14 protein-coding genes are annotated in these 14,852 nt (G+C 72.1%); 3 read left to right on the top strand and 11 right to left on the bottom strand.

The window, feature by feature from the left end:
• Positions 1–20: 20 nt before the first annotated feature.
• From K329_RS0109865 to K329_RS0109820, 10 genes are all read right to left on the bottom strand, one after another.
• The gene (locus tag K329_RS0109865; RefSeq protein ID WP_028472906.1) at positions 21–1,112 is read right to left on the bottom strand and encodes an MlaD family protein; all 1,092 of its coding nucleotides are present in this window, start codon (positions 1,110–1,112) and stop codon (positions 21–23) included.
• Complete coding sequence (locus K329_RS0109860; protein ID WP_028472905.1) at positions 1,109–2,173, bottom strand: MCE family protein; 1,065 nt, start codon at positions 2,171–2,173, stop codon at positions 1,109–1,111. The genes K329_RS0109865 and K329_RS0109860 overlap by 4 nt, the downstream gene beginning before the upstream one ends.
• Complete coding sequence (locus K329_RS25950) at positions 2,170–3,279, bottom strand: MCE family protein (protein ID WP_157571668.1); 1,110 nt, start codon at positions 3,277–3,279, stop codon at positions 2,170–2,172. Before K329_RS25950 ends, K329_RS0109860 begins: the two co-directional genes overlap by 4 nt.
• Positions 3,279–4,268: an MCE family protein gene (locus K329_RS0109850; RefSeq protein WP_028472904.1), complete on the bottom strand. Its 990-nt coding sequence runs from the start codon at positions 4,266–4,268 to the stop codon at positions 3,279–3,281. The genes K329_RS25950 and K329_RS0109850 overlap by 1 nt, the downstream gene beginning before the upstream one ends.
• The gene (locus tag K329_RS25945; RefSeq protein ID WP_043642955.1) at positions 4,265–5,281 is read right to left on the bottom strand and encodes an MCE family protein; all 1,017 of its coding nucleotides are present in this window, start codon (positions 5,279–5,281) and stop codon (positions 4,265–4,267) included. Before K329_RS25945 ends, K329_RS0109850 begins: the two co-directional genes overlap by 4 nt.
• A gap of 1 nt (position 5,282) precedes the next feature.
• Complete coding sequence (locus K329_RS0109840) at positions 5,283–6,359, bottom strand: MCE family protein (protein ID WP_028472903.1); 1,077 nt, start codon at positions 6,357–6,359, stop codon at positions 5,283–5,285.
• Positions 6,360–6,366: 7 nt separating this feature from the next.
• The gene (locus K329_RS0109835; RefSeq protein WP_052336676.1) at positions 6,367–7,188 is read right to left on the bottom strand and encodes an MlaE family ABC transporter permease; all 822 of its coding nucleotides are present in this window, start codon (positions 7,186–7,188) and stop codon (positions 6,367–6,369) included.
• 11 nt (positions 7,189–7,199) lie between these two features.
• Positions 7,200–8,033 (bottom strand): MlaE family ABC transporter permease, encoded by an 834-nt coding sequence (locus K329_RS0109830; protein WP_245596509.1) that lies wholly within the window; start codon positions 8,031–8,033, stop codon positions 7,200–7,202.
• Positions 8,034–8,043: 10 nt separating this feature from the next.
• Positions 8,044–8,991, bottom strand: coding sequence for an SCP2 sterol-binding domain-containing protein (locus K329_RS29485; RefSeq protein ID WP_052336674.1), 948 nt, complete (start codon positions 8,989–8,991; stop codon positions 8,044–8,046).
• 230 nt (positions 8,992–9,221) lie between these two features.
• Complete coding sequence (locus K329_RS0109820; protein ID WP_028472900.1) at positions 9,222–10,178, bottom strand: DNA-3-methyladenine glycosylase family protein; 957 nt, start codon at positions 10,176–10,178, stop codon at positions 9,222–9,224.
• 80 nt (positions 10,179–10,258) lie between these two features.
• On the opposite strand from K329_RS0109820, the gene K329_RS25935 reads away from it, so the two are divergent.
• Positions 10,259–10,996, top strand: a complete 738-nt coding sequence (locus tag K329_RS25935; protein WP_043642953.1) for a TetR/AcrR family transcriptional regulator — start codon at positions 10,259–10,261, stop codon at positions 10,994–10,996.
• A gap of 90 nt (positions 10,997–11,086) precedes the next feature.
• Here the strand turns inward: K329_RS25935 and K329_RS0109810 are convergent, their stop codons facing one another.
• The gene (locus tag K329_RS0109810) at positions 11,087–12,370 is read right to left on the bottom strand and encodes an acetyl-CoA C-acetyltransferase (protein WP_028472899.1); all 1,284 of its coding nucleotides are present in this window, start codon (positions 12,368–12,370) and stop codon (positions 11,087–11,089) included.
• Positions 12,371–12,563: 193 nt separating this feature from the next.
• Between K329_RS0109810 and K329_RS0109805 the strand changes: the two genes are divergently transcribed.
• Positions 12,564–13,901, top strand: a complete 1,338-nt coding sequence (locus K329_RS0109805; RefSeq protein WP_028472898.1) for a 3-oxoacyl-ACP reductase — start codon at positions 12,564–12,566, stop codon at positions 13,899–13,901.
• Positions 13,898–14,818 (top strand): MaoC/PaaZ C-terminal domain-containing protein, encoded by a 921-nt coding sequence (locus tag K329_RS0109800; RefSeq protein WP_245596508.1) that lies wholly within the window; start codon positions 13,898–13,900, stop codon positions 14,816–14,818. Before K329_RS0109805 ends, K329_RS0109800 begins: the two co-directional genes overlap by 4 nt.
• The last annotated feature ends 34 nt before the right edge of the window (positions 14,819–14,852 follow it).

Below are 14,852 nucleotides of genomic sequence, written 5' to 3'. Positions count from 1 at the left end.
GACGGGACGGTCGCTGGACGTCAGCGGTCGAGCGCCGGCGGGGCGTTCTGGGCGCCCCGGCGCACGGGCCCGTCGACGGCGCAGGTGCCGTCGAGGTAGAGCTCCTCGCGCTCGCCGACGCGCGGGTCGGCCCGGAAGTCGCGGTAGTCGCACTCCTCCGCGCCCTGCAGCCAGAGGTCGACGTTGAGCCAGCCGTCCTCGAAGGCGCTCGCGAACCTCGTCATGCCGTAGGTGATGGCGTCGGGCGTGGCCCGCAGGTGCGGCTCCCGGTCGTAGACCACGTCGCCCGCGGCCTCGAGCTGGGTGAGCAGCGGCGGCAGCACCGGCCTCAGGTCGTTGACGAGCAGGCTCACGTTCGCGAAGTCGCCCGGGGCCCGGCGCAGCACCTCCCGGAACGTCGGGTCGAAGCTGCGCAGGTACGACGCGAGCGTGCGCGCCGCGGCCGAGAACCGCTCCAGCCGGGGCTGGTTGGCCTCCAGCAGCTCGCCGACGGTCTCGCCGTTGTCGAGCAGGCGCTGCGTCTCCGGGAGCACCTCGTCGAGCGTCGCCGAGAGGTTGTCGGTGGCGTTCAGGAGGGTGTCGAGGTCGTCGCCGACCCCGTTGGTGGCCGCCCCGAGCTCGCGGAGCACGACCCGCAGCTCGTCCTCGTCGATGACCTCGATGAAGCCGTTGAGGCTGTCGGCGGTCTCCGCGAAGGAGACCGGGACGTCCACGGCCTCGGCCCCGATGGTGTCGCCGTCCGCGAGGTAGGGGCCGTCGGCCGTCTCGGGCCGGAAGTCGAGGTACTGCTCGCCGACCGGCGAGAGGCTGCGCACCTGGGCCTCGGAGGACGACGGGATCTCCGCGCCCCCCGAGAGGCTCACGGTGGCGGTGACGCCCCCGTCGGGGTTGACGCGCAGCTGGTCGACCGTGCCGACCCGCACGCCGCGGTACGACGCGGCCGAGCCCTCGAAGAGCCCGCCGGTGCGGGGCAGCTCGACCGAGATCTGGTCGGGCCTCCCGGTGAGGGGCAGGTTGAGCACCTCGGTGAGGAGGTAGCTCACGCTGAGCGCGAAGACGGCGACGAGGCCGATCACGCTCAGCCAGAGCTTGTCGGGCAGCAGGCGCTTCATGGTGTCTCCGAGGGGATCGAGCCGCCGAGCAGGTCCTCGAGGCCCGGCAGCGGAGAGCTGAGCACCGACGTGACCCTGAGCTTGAAGTACAGGTTCAGGTAGTCGTTCGGCACGCGGTCGTCGAGCGTCGCGGCGAAGGTCGCCAGGTCGTCGAGGGCGGGCAGCAGGTCGTCCTCGGCCGCGAGCACGGTGTCGAGCACCGGCCCGAGCTCGTCGACGATCATCGTGAGGTCCTCACGGGTACGGCGCACGAGGCCGTCGGCCGTGATCGCCAGGCCGTCGGCGCTCCGCAGGAGCGTCGCCAGCTCGTCGGTGTTCTCGGTCAGCGTCCGGGCGGCCGGCCGCAGGTCCGTGAGCGCACGGTTGATGGTCTCCTCGCGCTCGTCGAGCGTGACCGACGCGCTCACGAGGGCGTCGAGCACGCGGTCGATCTCCTGGGTGGAGGCGAGCGCCTCCGCGAGGAAGACGTCCGTCTGCTCGAGGAGCCCGCGGGTCGCTCCGACCCGACCGTCGAGCGCGGTGTTGAGCTCGCTCACGATCGTCTGGATCTGGCCCAGGTTGCCGCCGTTGACGAGGAGGGAGGCGGACGCCAGCCCGTCCTCGACGGTCGGCGCGACGAAGGTGCCCTCGGCCGGCACGACGTCGCCCTCGGCCATCATCGTGGTGCCCCCCTCGGCCGGCGTGACCTCGACGTACACCTCGCCGAGCGCGGTCGTGTAGCGCAGCCGGAAGGTCGACCCCTCGGGGATCTCGACCTCCTCGTCGATCGCCATCGTGATCTTGGCCCGGTAGTCGTCCGGGACGATCTCCACGACCCGGCCGACGGGCACGCCGCCGAGCTTCACGGTGGCCCCCGACGGGAGGTTGAGGGCGTCCTCGAAGGTCGCGCTCAGCGTGTACTGCCCCGCGCTGACCACGGTGGGGCGCAGCGGGTCGGCCACGCTGCAGCCGGCACCGACGACACCGACGGCCATCGCCAGCACGACCGCGCGCTGCACGGCGCGTCGACGCAACCGCGCCGGACGGGAGGCGCTCGTGCGCCCGAGGATCGTCGTCGTCATCCGCCCAGCCCTCCCAGCAGCTCGCCCAGGTCGTCGAGGAGCGACAGCAGGTCGGGGCTCGTGCCGAGCTGCGCGCAGACGTCGAGCGGCAGCGCCGCCAGGGTCTGGCAGAGCGCCTCGGTCACCGGTTGCACCGGGGAGAAGTACTGAGGCGGCAGCTTCACGAGCACCCGGTTGTCGTCGGTCACCGTGTTGCCCACGTTCTCGAAGGCCAGGGGCAGCGTCTCGAGCGTGCGCTCGAGCTCCGTCCGGTGCTCCATCAGGTTCTCGACCACGCGGGTCAGGCCGCGCGAGGTGTTGACGATCGCCGACCGGTTGTCGACCGAGAACTGGCCGAGCTGGTTGAGCGCGTCGCTGAGGGCCACGAGGGTGTCGCCGAAGTTCTCCCGCTCCTCGGAGAACAGCTCGGTGGCGTCCGTGACGCTCTCGAGGAACTGGTTGATCGTCTCCTGGTTGGCGGCCAGCATCGTCGTCAGCGCGTCGAGGTCGGTGATCGTGCCCGCCACGTCGTCGCTGCTGCCCGAGAGCGCCTCGGCGGCCGCGGCGAACTGGACGATGGTGTCGTTGAACTGCTGGCCACGCCCCGACAGCGTCCCGGCGCCCACCTCGAGCAGCCGGTTGAGCGTGTCGGCGTTGCCGTCGGGCCCGCGCAGGCCGTCGCTGAAGGTGCGGAGCGTCTCCAGCACCTCGTCGAACTCGATCGGGGTGCGGGTGCGCTCGAGCGGGATGCGTGCGCCGTCGGCCAGCCGCGGTCCCTCCTCGAAGGCGGGGGTCATCTCGACGTACCGGTCGGTCGCCACCGAGCGCGACATCACGACGGCGCCGGCGGTCTCCGGCAGGGTCTGGCCGTCGTCGATGCGCAGCGTCACCTCGACGATCTCGCCCTTGGGCTCGATCTCGGTGACCTCGCCGATGCGCACGCCGAGCACGCCGACCTCGTTGCCGACGAACAGGCCCGACGTGGTCGCGAACTCCGCGGTCACCGTGAGGCTGCCGTCATCGGAGGCCGAGCAGCCGCCGGTGCCGAGCAGGAGCGCGCCGACCAGCAGGCCGGCCGCGGTCGATCGCACCCGTCGCGTACGACTCGGGGTCCAGGTCTCGCTCATCACGCGCACACCCTCTCGATGACGCACTCCAGGTTGTCGGGGAGCGCACCCGGCGCGTACTGCGCCAGCCACGGTCCGGTGCCGGACGAGTTCGTGAAGTAGGTGGCGGTCGCCGGCAGCATCTCCAGCGCCCGGTTGAGCGTGTCCTCGTGCCGTTCCAGCACGGCGACCGTGACGTCGAGGTCGCGCAGCGTGGGCTGCACCGCCGCCTCGTTGTCCTGGATCACGCCCGCGAGCTGGGTGCCCAGCTCCTCCATGTCGGTGAGCAGCTGCCGGATGGCGTCGCGCCGTACACGGAGGGTGTCGAGGATCAGGTCGCCCTGCTCCATCAGCGTGATCAGGTCCGGCGTCGACTCGGTGAGCTGGCGCGTCACCTGGCGCGCCGCACCCAGCAGCGTGTCGAGCTGGCCGGAGCGCTCCACGACGACGCCGGAGAGGGCCTCCACACCGTCGAGCGCCGGGCCCAGGTCGTCGCCGGCGACACCGAGGGTCTCGGTCAGCTGGGCCAGCGACTGCTCGATGCCCACCGTGTCGAACTCCCCGAGCTCGCCGATGCCGTCGTCGATCACGTCCTGGAGGTTGTAGGGCACGCGCGTCTGAGCGACCGGGATCGTGTCGTCGGCGAGGTCCTCCTCGCCGGCCGGCGTCACCAGGAGGTAGTGGGTGCCGAGCAGGGTCGCGACCTTCACCTCGGCACGCGTGTCCGCGTTGAGGTCGATGGCCTTGTCGATGGTGAAGGTCACCCGCACGGCCTGGCCGTCGAGCTCGATGCCCGTGATGTCGCCGGAGCCGACGCCGGCGACCTGCACCTCCTCGCCGACCCGGAGACCGCCGGTGTTCTCGAGCATCGCCGAGTAGGTCTTCGTGCCGATGGAGAGTCCGGACGCCGCCCCGATCAGCGCAGCGATGAACGCCAGCACGGCGAAGCCGATCAGGCCCACCTTGTAGCGGCTCACGTTGCCGAGGCTCAACTTCTTCTTCTTGCTCACTGGCACGCCTCCGAGTACGGGCCGGCGGGTCCGGGGACCCACACGGTCGCTCCGAGCACCTCGACACCGAGGTTGCAGATGTAGATGTTCAGGTAGGCGCCGTACGACATCGAGCGGCCGTAGCCACCGAGCAGGAGCGGCAGCGACTCCACCGTGCGGGCCACGCGGTCCTGCTCGCGGGCCAGGAGCGCGGCCGTGCTCTGCAGGCTCGCCACGTCGCGGGCGAGGGGCGCCCGGATGTCGGTGAGCAGCGCCGACGTCGAGTCGACGAGGCTGCCGAGGTTGTCGATCGAGTTCGCGAAGGTCTCGCGCTCGGCCGCCAGCCCGGTGAGCAGGTCGCGCAGCTGCACCACGGTGGCGTCGAAGTTGTCGGACTGCTCCTCGAGGTTCTGGAGCACCGGGGTCAGGTTGGCGAGCACCTGGCCGAACACCTCGTCCTTGCCGGCGAGGTAGCTGGTGGCCTCGGCGGTGTTCTGCAGGAGCGACTCGACGGTGCCGGACTCCCCCTGCAGGACCGCGACGATGTTGGAGGCGAGCTCGTTGATCTCCGCCGGCTCCAGGATGCGGAACAGCGGCTCGAACCCGTTGAGCAGCACGGTGAGGTCGAACCCGGGAGAGGTGCGGTCGGGACCGATCACGTCGTCGGGGTCGAGCACGTCGCCGCGGTCCTCCGCCGGCGCGGTCAGCGCCAGGTACCGCTGGCCGAGGAGGTTCTGGTAGCGCAGCGCGACCTCGGTCGCGGCGTACACCTCCTGGTCCTCCCGCAGGGAGAACGTGACCATGGCCTGGTTCTCGTCGCCGAGCCGCACCTTCTCGACGCGGCCGACCTTGACGCCCGCGACGCGGACGTCGTCGCCCTCGCGCAGGCCGCTGACCGCGGTGAACTCGGCGGTCCACTCGCGGGTGTCTCCCCCGACCGTGTTGGTCATCATGCGGAACAGCCCCACGAACAGGACGACCGCGACGAGGGCGAAGATCGAGAACTTGACGAGGGTGGACTTGAGCCCGGTCACGTCAGCACCCCCCGCCGGCGAGGTCGCCGTAGCGCGGGCAGTCCGCCGCGCCGTACGGGCGGGGCCCGGTGAGGACCAGGTTGGCGTCGATCCGGAGGTAGCGGCCGTAGCTCATCGCCTCGGTGAAGGCCCTTCCCATGTCGGCGGCGGCGAGGACCGCGGTCACGACCTGGTCCCGCTCGTCGTAGAGGACGTCGACCACGACCGCCGTGCGCAGCAGCGTGTCGACCAGCGCCTGCTCGTTCTCGTCGAGCAGCGCCTTCGTGTCGTCGAATGTGCCCGACCCGTTCGCGACCAGGGCGGTGAAGTCCTGCTCCTGCTCGATCAGGGCGCGGGCGGCCACGAGCGCGTCGTCGGTGGCGGCGAACAGGTCCGGGGCGTACTGCTCGAACGCCTCAAGGTTGCTCGAGAGCAGCTCGAGGTTGCGCCGGACCTGGGGGAACTCGGGGTTCAGCTCGGTGAGGTAGCCGCCGAGCCGCTCGATCGTCTGCCCCAGCTGCTCGCCGTTGCCGTCGAGGGCCTGCGAGAGGTTGCGGAGGGTCGTGGCCAGGTCCGCCGGGCCGAGGGCCGTGACGATGCTGTCGATGCTGTCGAGCACCTGCTGCAGCTCGAGCGTCTCCTCGGTGGTGTCCTGGGCGATCGTCTGGCCCTCCGAGAGGAGGCCGTCGCCCGTGCCGGCCGAGACGAGCTCGACGAACGAGGTGCCGAACACGGTCGCGGGCAGGACCCGGGCCATCACGTCGTCGGGCAGGTCCTTCGAGATCTCCGGGTCGAACTGCACCCCGAGCTCGATGCTGGGCCGGCCCGCGGTGGTCTCGATCGGCTCGCCGAAGCCGATGCTGCGCACCTGGCCGACGACGACGCCGTCGTACTTCACGTCGGCACCCTCGACGAGGGAACCGCCCGCGTTGTCGAGCAGGACGGTCGCGTCGAAGCGCTCGAGGAACGCACCTCGGCCCACGAGCACCAGCAGCCCGACCACCACCGCCATCACGGCGATGCCGATGACGCCGCGGATCGCGAGCGTGGCCCGGCCGGGCTCGCGGCTGTTGCCCCTCAGGAGCTCCATGATCTTCATGCGCGCCTCACCCCGTGATCCGGAAGCCGGGGTCGTTGCCCCAGAACGCCAACGTCAGCAACATGTTCATGAGGACGACGACGACGATGCTCGCGCGGATCGCGCGGCCGGTCGCCTCCCCCACGCCCTGCGGTCCGCCGCCGGCGTTGAAGCCGTACCAGCAGTGGATCAGCGAGACGAGCAGCGCGAACACGACGATCTTCACCATCGAGAAGAAGACGTCCCGACCCGAGATGAAGATGTCGAAGTAGTACTCGTAGGTGCCCGACGACTGCCCGAACACCACGACGACCGCGAGCTGCGACGCGATCCACGACCCGATGAGGCCGATGAGGTAGAGCGGGAGGATCGCGAACATCGACGCGAGCACCCGGGTGGTGACCAGGTAGCGCAGCGGGTGGACCGCCATGACGCCGAGCGCGTCGATCTCCTCGTGGATCCGCATCGAGCCGAGCTGGGACGTGAAGCGGCAGCCCACCTGCGCGGCCAGGGCCAGCGCGGCGATCAGCGGCGCGAGCTCGCGCGTGTTCACGGAGGCGGAGACGAAGCCGGTGAGGGGCGCGAGACCGACGAGCTCGAGGCCGTTGAAGCCCTCGATGCCCAGCGACGTCCCGGCCGACAGCGACAGCAGGACCATCACCCCGACCGTGCCGCCACCGACGATGATCGCGCCGGACCCCCAGCTGATGTCCATCAGCTGGCGGAGCACCTCCTTGCGGTAGTGCACCAGCGTGTAGCGGATCGCCAGGACGGCGCGCACCGCGAAGGTCACGAAGTCACCGATGCGGGCGAGCCCGTCGGTCGGGCCCGAGAGCAGCTTGGAAGCCATGGTCGTTCCCCTCACGCGATCCGCTGCGGCACGAGCATGACGTAGGCCTGCGTGAGCCCGACGTTGACGACGGACAGCAGGATGAAACTCAGCACCACGGCCTGGTTCACCGCGTCGGCGACGCCCTTCGGGCCGCCGGAGGCGCCCAAGCCCTTGTGGGCGGCCACGATCGTGGCGATGAAGCCGAAGATCGCCGCCTTGAACTCGGCCAGCAGCAGGTCGGTCGGCTGCGCGAACGAGACGAACGAGCCGAGGTACGTGCCGGAGCTGACGTTGCCGCCGCCGACGTTGAGCACGTAGCCGGTGGCGATGGCGGTGACCGCGACGATCACGTTGAGCAGCAGCGCCACCACGATCGCCGCGAAGAGCCGGGGCGCCACGAGCCGGTTGACGGGGTTGATGCCCATCACCCGCAGCGCGTCGACCTCCTCGCGCACCGTGCGCGCGCCGATGTCGGAGCAGAGTGCGGAGCCGACGGCGCCCGCGATCATCAGCGAGGTCACCAGGGGCGCGCCCTGGCGCAGCACGCCGATGCCGTTGACGGCGCCGCTGAAGGAGATGGCACCGATCTGGTTGGCGACCCCGCCGATCTGCACCGACACGATCACGCCGAACGGGATCGCGACCATGATGGTGGGCAGGAGCGACACCTTGGTCATGAACCACGCCTGGAACAGCGCCTCCTGCCAGGAGAACTTGCGCTGCACGATGTCGACGAAGATCGCTCGCGTGGCCTCGATGGCCAGGATGATCATCGCCCCGGTCGTGCTGATGCCGGCTTGGAATCGACCCCGGAGGTCGCTCACGAGAGCGAGGCCGGGGACGGCGCGGCTGGTTGCGGACACGTCGGGCTCCTCAGCTCGGACGGGGGATGTCGATGGCGGAGCTGAGCAGGAGGGCCTTCGCCCGGTCGCCCCGCACCCGCAGGAGGCCGCGCAGGACCCCCGTCAGCGGGTTGAGGTGGCCGGTGGCGACTCGCAGGAAGTCCTCGCCGCTGCAGGTGATCGTGGCGTCGCGGTGCTGATCGACGCTCTCGTCGGCACCCGCGGGGCCGACCAGGGGGTACGTCGTGGCCACGCCGTCGGCGAGCTCGACGACGTACCGGTCGTGACCGCCGCCCGGCGCGCCCGCGAGGCGGAAGACGACCGCCACCCGGAGCCGGCTCGGCACCCGGGGGCTGAGGTGCTCCGGCAGCCGCCGGAAGACCTCGTCGAGCACGACGGGGCGGAAGGGGCCCGTCATCACCGCGCGGAGCTGGTCGGTGGGGACGCCCCGGAGCACGGTGGCGACGGCCACCGGGTCGAGCGCGCCCGGGTCGACGAGCGGGGCCACGCGGTCGGGCACCCGCAGCACCCGGCCGGCGGCGAGGACGGCGATCTCCTCGCCGACGAGCGTGAGGCGACCGGCGAGCAGCTCGAGGACCGCGTCGCGCTCGTCGGTGACGAGCCGGGCGAACCGGAGCACGCTCGTACGGATCGTGACGCGTCGGGCACGGGCGGAGGGACGGACCTCGCCCCCCAGCACCACCACGCCGCCCCGGTCGACGAGCAGCGACGCGGTGTGCACCAGGGCTCCGCGCCGCTCCAGCTCGAAGCGGAGGACGACCTCGGGACCGTCGTACGTGTCGGTGGTGGAGTGCGCGACCACGACATCGAGGAGGCGTCCGACGAGCCGCGCCCCGTCGGGCCCGGTGAGGGCCTCGAGCAGCGCAGCGTCAGGCGTCGCGCGGAGGGCGTCCAGCAGGGCGGCGGACGGCAGGCTCACCGCGCCGGTCGGGAAGCGGTCGGTCGCGGACGTGCTCAAGCCGTCACCGAACGCCCGGTCCCACGGGGGACCTGGCGTCGGATCGACACCGACGGCACTGCACGACGACGACACACGTTGGACTCCGTTCCACTCCCTCAAGCGGTTCACTGGGGTAACGCAGGGTTCACCATAGGGTTACGCAGGTCACAAGGCCATACCGACCGGTAACCCGAGACGGGTGAGCACCTGTGCACCGAACACGGAGGCGTCGGGGACCGTACCGGCGGTCAGGGCGCGGGCCGGCGCCAGGCGCGACCGGTCGCCGGGAGGTGGGCGCGGGGCGCCATCCGGGCGCCGTGGCGCGGGCGGTGCAGCCCGGCCATCGCGAGCAGCTCCGGCACCCGGCCCCGGTGGGGGCGGTAGGGCTCGAGGAGCTCGGCCATGCCGTCGTCGTCGACCGGGGTGCCGGTGAGGGCCCAGCCGACGTCCTTCGCCACGTGGTAGTCGCCGAAGCTCACGGCGTCGGCGTCGCCGTGGGCGCGACGCCGCACCTCCGCGGACGTCCACACCCCGATGCCCCGCACCGACCGCAGGCGCCGGTCGACCTCCGCGGACGGCAGACCGGTCGACCTCTCCAGGCCGTCGGCCACGCGGGCGGCGGTGACAAGCGTGCGGGAGCGGGCCGGATCGATGTGGAGTGCCAGCCACTCCCAGGAGGGCACCGCGGCGACCGCGGCGGCCGTCGGGGCCACGTGCAGCCGCGGCCCGTCGGTCGGGCCCGGCGCCGGCTCGCCGTGACGCCGGACGAGGGCGGCGTAGCCCCGGAACGCCTCCTGCCCGGTGACCTTCTGCTCGATCACCGCGGGCACCAGCGCGTCCATCACCAGGCCGCTGCGGCCGAGTCGCCACGCACCGAAGCGTCGCCAGGCCTCGGCCACCTGGGGGTGGTGGGGCACGAAGCCGGCCACGTCGTCGTCGGCGCCCAGCAGGCCGGGCAGTGCGTCGAGCAGCCACGCGGCACCGTCGCCCCAGGCCCGGGCGACGACCTCGCCCGCCGCGGGCCGCGCACGGACCCGCACCGTGGCCGGGCCGAGGGGGGTGCGGAAGGTGCGCCAGTGCGCGCCGTCGGAGGTGATCGCGTAGGTCGGGTCGCCGGCCCCGTGCCGCTGCTGGCGCAGCACCGTCGCCACGGGGCACGCCCACCCGGGACGCCACACCCGTTCCTCGCCGACCTGCCCGCCCATGGCACGGAACGGTAGTCGGCGCCGCCGACAGACGCGTGTGCAACGACTGTGCAACTGCGTGTTGCACTACGATGCCCCGCATGACCTCGGTAGCGCCCGACCCCGCCGGCCGCAGCACGGGCACCGCGAGCGGCGCCGCCGCCGACGGCCCGACCGACCGCCGGCGCTCGGCGGCCGCGTCCCGCCGCCGGGCGCGTGAGCGCGAGATCCTCGAGGCCACCCGCCAGCTGTTCGACGAGCGGGGCGTGCGCGACGCACAGATCGAGGACGTCGCCCGCGCCGTCGGCATCAACCGGGCGATCGTCTACCGGCACTTCACGGGCAAGGAGGAGCTCTTCGCCCTCACCCTCGTCGGCTATCTCGACGAGCTCCGTGAGGCGCTCGCGGGGGGTGCGGCCACCGAGGGCACGGCCGCCGTCCGCCTGGAGGCGGTCGTCAGCGCCTTCATCGACTACGGCATGGCCTACCCGGCCTTCGTCGACTGCGCCCAGACGCTCATGCGACGCACCGGCACCGAGCTGCTCGACGAGATCAGCGAGAGCGCGCTCCTGCGCCTCGGACGCGGCATCTCCGGGTGCCTGGCCGTGCTGAGCGGAGTGCTGGAGAACGGCGTGCGGTCCGGCGAGTTCACCGTGGCCGACCCGATCCTGCTCTCCAACACGCTCTACGCCAGCGGCCTCGGCGCCCTCCAGCTGGCCCGCGTCGGCATCCTGGTCAAGGAGGCGGCGCCCGGCATCCCGACCGTCTCGAGCATCTCGACCGAGCAGGTCCGCGCCTACATGGTGACCTCGGCGCTGGCGCTCGCGACCACCCGCTGACGCGCCGTACGCACCCGCCGTACGCAGCCGGGCCGGCGACCTCCCCCAGGGGAGACCGCCGGCCCGGTCGTGCGGACGGGACGCGTGGGGTCAGGGGCGCTCGAGGATCGCGGTCACGCCCTGGCCGCCGGCCGCGCAGACCGAGATGACGGCCTTGCCGGAGCCCTTCTCCGCGAGCAGCTTGGCGGCGTTGGCGATGATCCGGCCGCCGGTCGCGGCGAACGGGTGCCCCGCACCCAGCGACGAGCCCTTGACGTTGAGCTTGGCGCGGTCCACGGAGCCGAGGGGTGCGTCGAGCCCGAGACGCTCCTTGCAGAACACCGGGTCCTCCCAGGCCGCCAGCGTGGAGAGCACCTGGGAGGCGAAGGCCTCGTGGATCTCGTAGAAGTCGAAGTCGCCGAAGGCGTGGCCCTCGCGCTCCAGCATCCGCGGCATCGCGTAGGCCGGCGCCATCAGCAGGCCCTCGCCGCCGTGCACGTAGTCGACGGCCGCCGTCTCGTAGCCGGTGAGGAACGCGAGGACGGGCAGGCCCTTCTCCTTCGCCCACTCCTCCGACGCCAGCAGCACGACGGAGGCACCGTCGGTGAGGGGCGTCGAGTTGCCGGCCGTCATGGTGGCGGCCTCGCCCCGGCCGAAGACCGGCTTCAGCTTGCCCAGCTTCTCGGCGGTGGAGTCGGCCCGGAGGTTCGTGTCGCGCTCCACGCCCCGGAACGGGGTGATCAGGTCGTCCTGCCAGCCGGCGTCGTACGACGCGGCCAGCTTCTGGTGCGACGACGCCGCCAGCTCGTCCTGGGCCTCGCGGCTGATCTGCCACTCCAGCGCGGTGAGGGCCTGGTGGTCGCCCATGGAGAGGCCGGTGCGCGGCTCGCCGTTCTGCGGGATCGTCGGCACGATGTCGCCGGGACGGATCTTCGCGAGGGCCGCGAGACGACCCTTGAGGTCCTTCGCCCGGTTGGCCTGCAGCAGGACCTTGCGGAGGTTCTCCCCCAGCGCGATGGGCGCGTCGGAGGTGGTGTCGGAGCCGCCGGCGATGCCGACCTCGATCTGGCCGAGGGCGATCTTGTTCGCGACCTGGATCGCGGCCTGCAGGCCGGTGCCGCAGGCCTGCTGGATGTCGGTGGCCGGCGTGGTGGGCGCCAGCTTCGAGCCGAGCACCGACTCGCGGGCGAGGTTGAAGTCGCGCGAGTGCTTGAGCACCGCACCGGCGACGACCTCCCCGACCTGCTCGCCCTCGAGCCCGAAGCGCGTGACGAGGCCGTCGATGGCGGCGGTCAGCATCTCCTGGTTGGAGGCGTCGGAGTAGACGGAGTTCGAACGGGCGAACGGGATGCGGTTGCCGCCGATGACGGCGACCCGCCGGGTCTGAGCCTGCATGGGTTCTGCTCCTGATCCTTGACGTGGCTGCGCCTATCCTGGCGACGTCCGGGCCGTGGCGACAAGCCCCCTGAGGGTCAGGTCACGAACGGTGGACACAGAGTTACACTACCTGTTACTTACTGGCCGGTAGTCTCTTCGCCACCAGCATGCCAGTCGCACCGACCACTCGCGCACCGGAGGACCTCCCACCATGACCGACCGCTACCAGGGTTTCGTGTCGACCCCCGTCGGCAAGTTCCTCGCCAAGAACCTCGGCCTGCCCAGCCCGATGCGGCTCGACCGCTACACCGAGGGCGCCCCGCTCGTCGCGGGCACGGTGCTCCTCGGCGGCGCCGGTCGCCTCGCGGAGCAGCTGCCGGAGGTGCTGGGCGACCTCGGCATCACCTCGACGACCGTCCGCGACGAGGACGCGACCTACCAGGCGCTCGTCTTCGACGCCACGGGCATCACGGCCTCGCCCGACCTGCACGCGCTGCGCGACTTCTTCACGCCCGTGCTCCGCAGCCTCGCCGCCTGCCCCCACGTCGTCGTCCTCGGCACCCCGCCCGAGGCCACCTCGTCGGCCGAGGAGCGCGTCGCCCAGCGCGCGCTCGAGGGCTTCACCCGCTCGCTCGGCAAGGAGATCGGTCGCGGCGGCACCGTGCAGCTCGTGTACGTCGCCCCGGGCGCCGAGGCCGCGGTGGACTCGACCCTCGCCTTCTTCCTCTCCCCCAAGTCGGCGTACGTCTCGGGCCAGGTCGTCCGCGTCGGCACCGTCGGCTCCACCACGGCCGAGCCCGTCGCCGACTGGAGCCGTCCCCTGGCCGGCAAGACCGCGCTGGTCACGGGCGCGAGCCGCGGCATCGGCGAGCAGATCGCCCGCGTGCTGCACCGCGACGGCGCGACCGTCATCGGCGTCGACGTGCCGCAGGCGGCCTCCGACCTGGTGGCGCTCGTCAAGGAGCTCGACGGCGACCACATCGCCCTCGACATCACGGGCAAGGACGCCCCGCAGCGCATCGCGCACCACGTCAAGGAGAAGCACGGCGGGGTCGACATCGTCGTCCACAACGCCGGCATCACGCGCGACAAGAAGCTCGCGAACATGAAGGAGGACCGCTGGGACTCCGTCATCGCGGTCAACCTGACGGCCCCGGAGCGGATCACCGCCGAGCTGCTCGCCCAGGGCGCGGTCAACCCGAACGGCCGCATCGTCGGGGTCGCCTCCATCGCCGGCATAGCGGGCAACGTCGGCCAGACCAACTACGCGGCCTCCAAGGCCGGGGTCATCGGCTTCGTCGACGCGCTCGCTCCCGAGCTCACCGACGGCATCACCGTCAACGCCGTCGCCCCGGGCTTCATCATCACGGCGATGACGGCCGCCGTACCGTTCGCGACGCGCGAGGTCGGTCAGCGGCTGAACGCCATGGCCCAGGGTGGTCTGCCCGTCGACGTCGCCGAGACGATCGCCTGGTACGCCTCCCCCGGCTCGACCGCGGTGAACGGCAACGTCGTCCGCGTCTGCGGCCAGATGATGCTGGGGGCGTGACCGTGGCACGCACCCCGTCCTCCGGCCCCGCGGGCGCCGACGCACCGGCCAAGGAGCTCTCGGGCAGCACCGGCGGACTGTCCGTGCTCGCCCGTGCGGCGCTGCCCGCGCTGCCCGTCGTCAACCGCCTCCCGGGCGTGCGCAAGAGCAGCGCGTCCGGCTTCACCGGCCTCGCGTTCACCCGCCCGGCCGTGGTCGTCGAGCGGTCCGAGGTCGACGCGTACGCCGCGGTCTGCGGCTTCCCGGTCAAGGACACCGCCCCGCTGTCCTACCCGCACATGCTGGCGTTCCCGCTGCACATGGCCATCATGAGCGACCCGGCGTTCCCCTACCCGGCCATCGGCACGGTGCACCTCGAGAACTCGATCACGGGGCACCGCCCCGTGCAGGTGGGCGAGACGCTCGCCGTACGCACGGCGGTCGGAGCGCCGCGGCCGCACCCCAAGGGCAGGGTGCTCGACTTCGTCACCACGGCGTACGTCGGGGACGACCTCGTCTGGGAGAGCACGTCGACCTACCTGCGGCGCGGCGCGGGCACGAAGGACGCGCCGTTCGGCACGACCTTCGAGGACGTCGCCCCCACGGGCGCGCGGTGGCGGCTCGGCGCCGACCTCGGGCGTCGCTACGCCGCGGTCTCGGGCGACCACAACCCGATCCACCTCTACCCGCTGACCGCCAGGGCGCTCGGCTTCAAGCGGCAGATCGCCCACGGCATGTGGAGCAAGGCCCGCTGCCTCGCCGCGCTGGAGAACCGACTGCCCGACGCGGTGACGGTCGAGGTGTCGTTCCGCAAGCCGATCTTCCTGCCCGGCACGGTCGCGTTCGGCTCGCGGCCGACCGACGACGGCTACGCGTTCTCGCTGTCGGACCCCCGCAGCGGCAGCTTCCACCTGCTGGGGCGCACCACGGCGCTCTGACGGACCCGCGTCCCCCGACCCATCGCCGGGTCGG

Origin of the sequence: Nocardioides alkalitolerans DSM 16699, from assembly GCF_000426525.1 — a bacterium.
GTDB lineage: Bacteria > Actinomycetota > Actinomycetes > Propionibacteriales > Nocardioidaceae > Nocardioides > Nocardioides alkalitolerans.
Note: the sequence above shows the minus strand (reverse complement) of the source record. Positions and strands in the feature narration are given on the sequence as shown.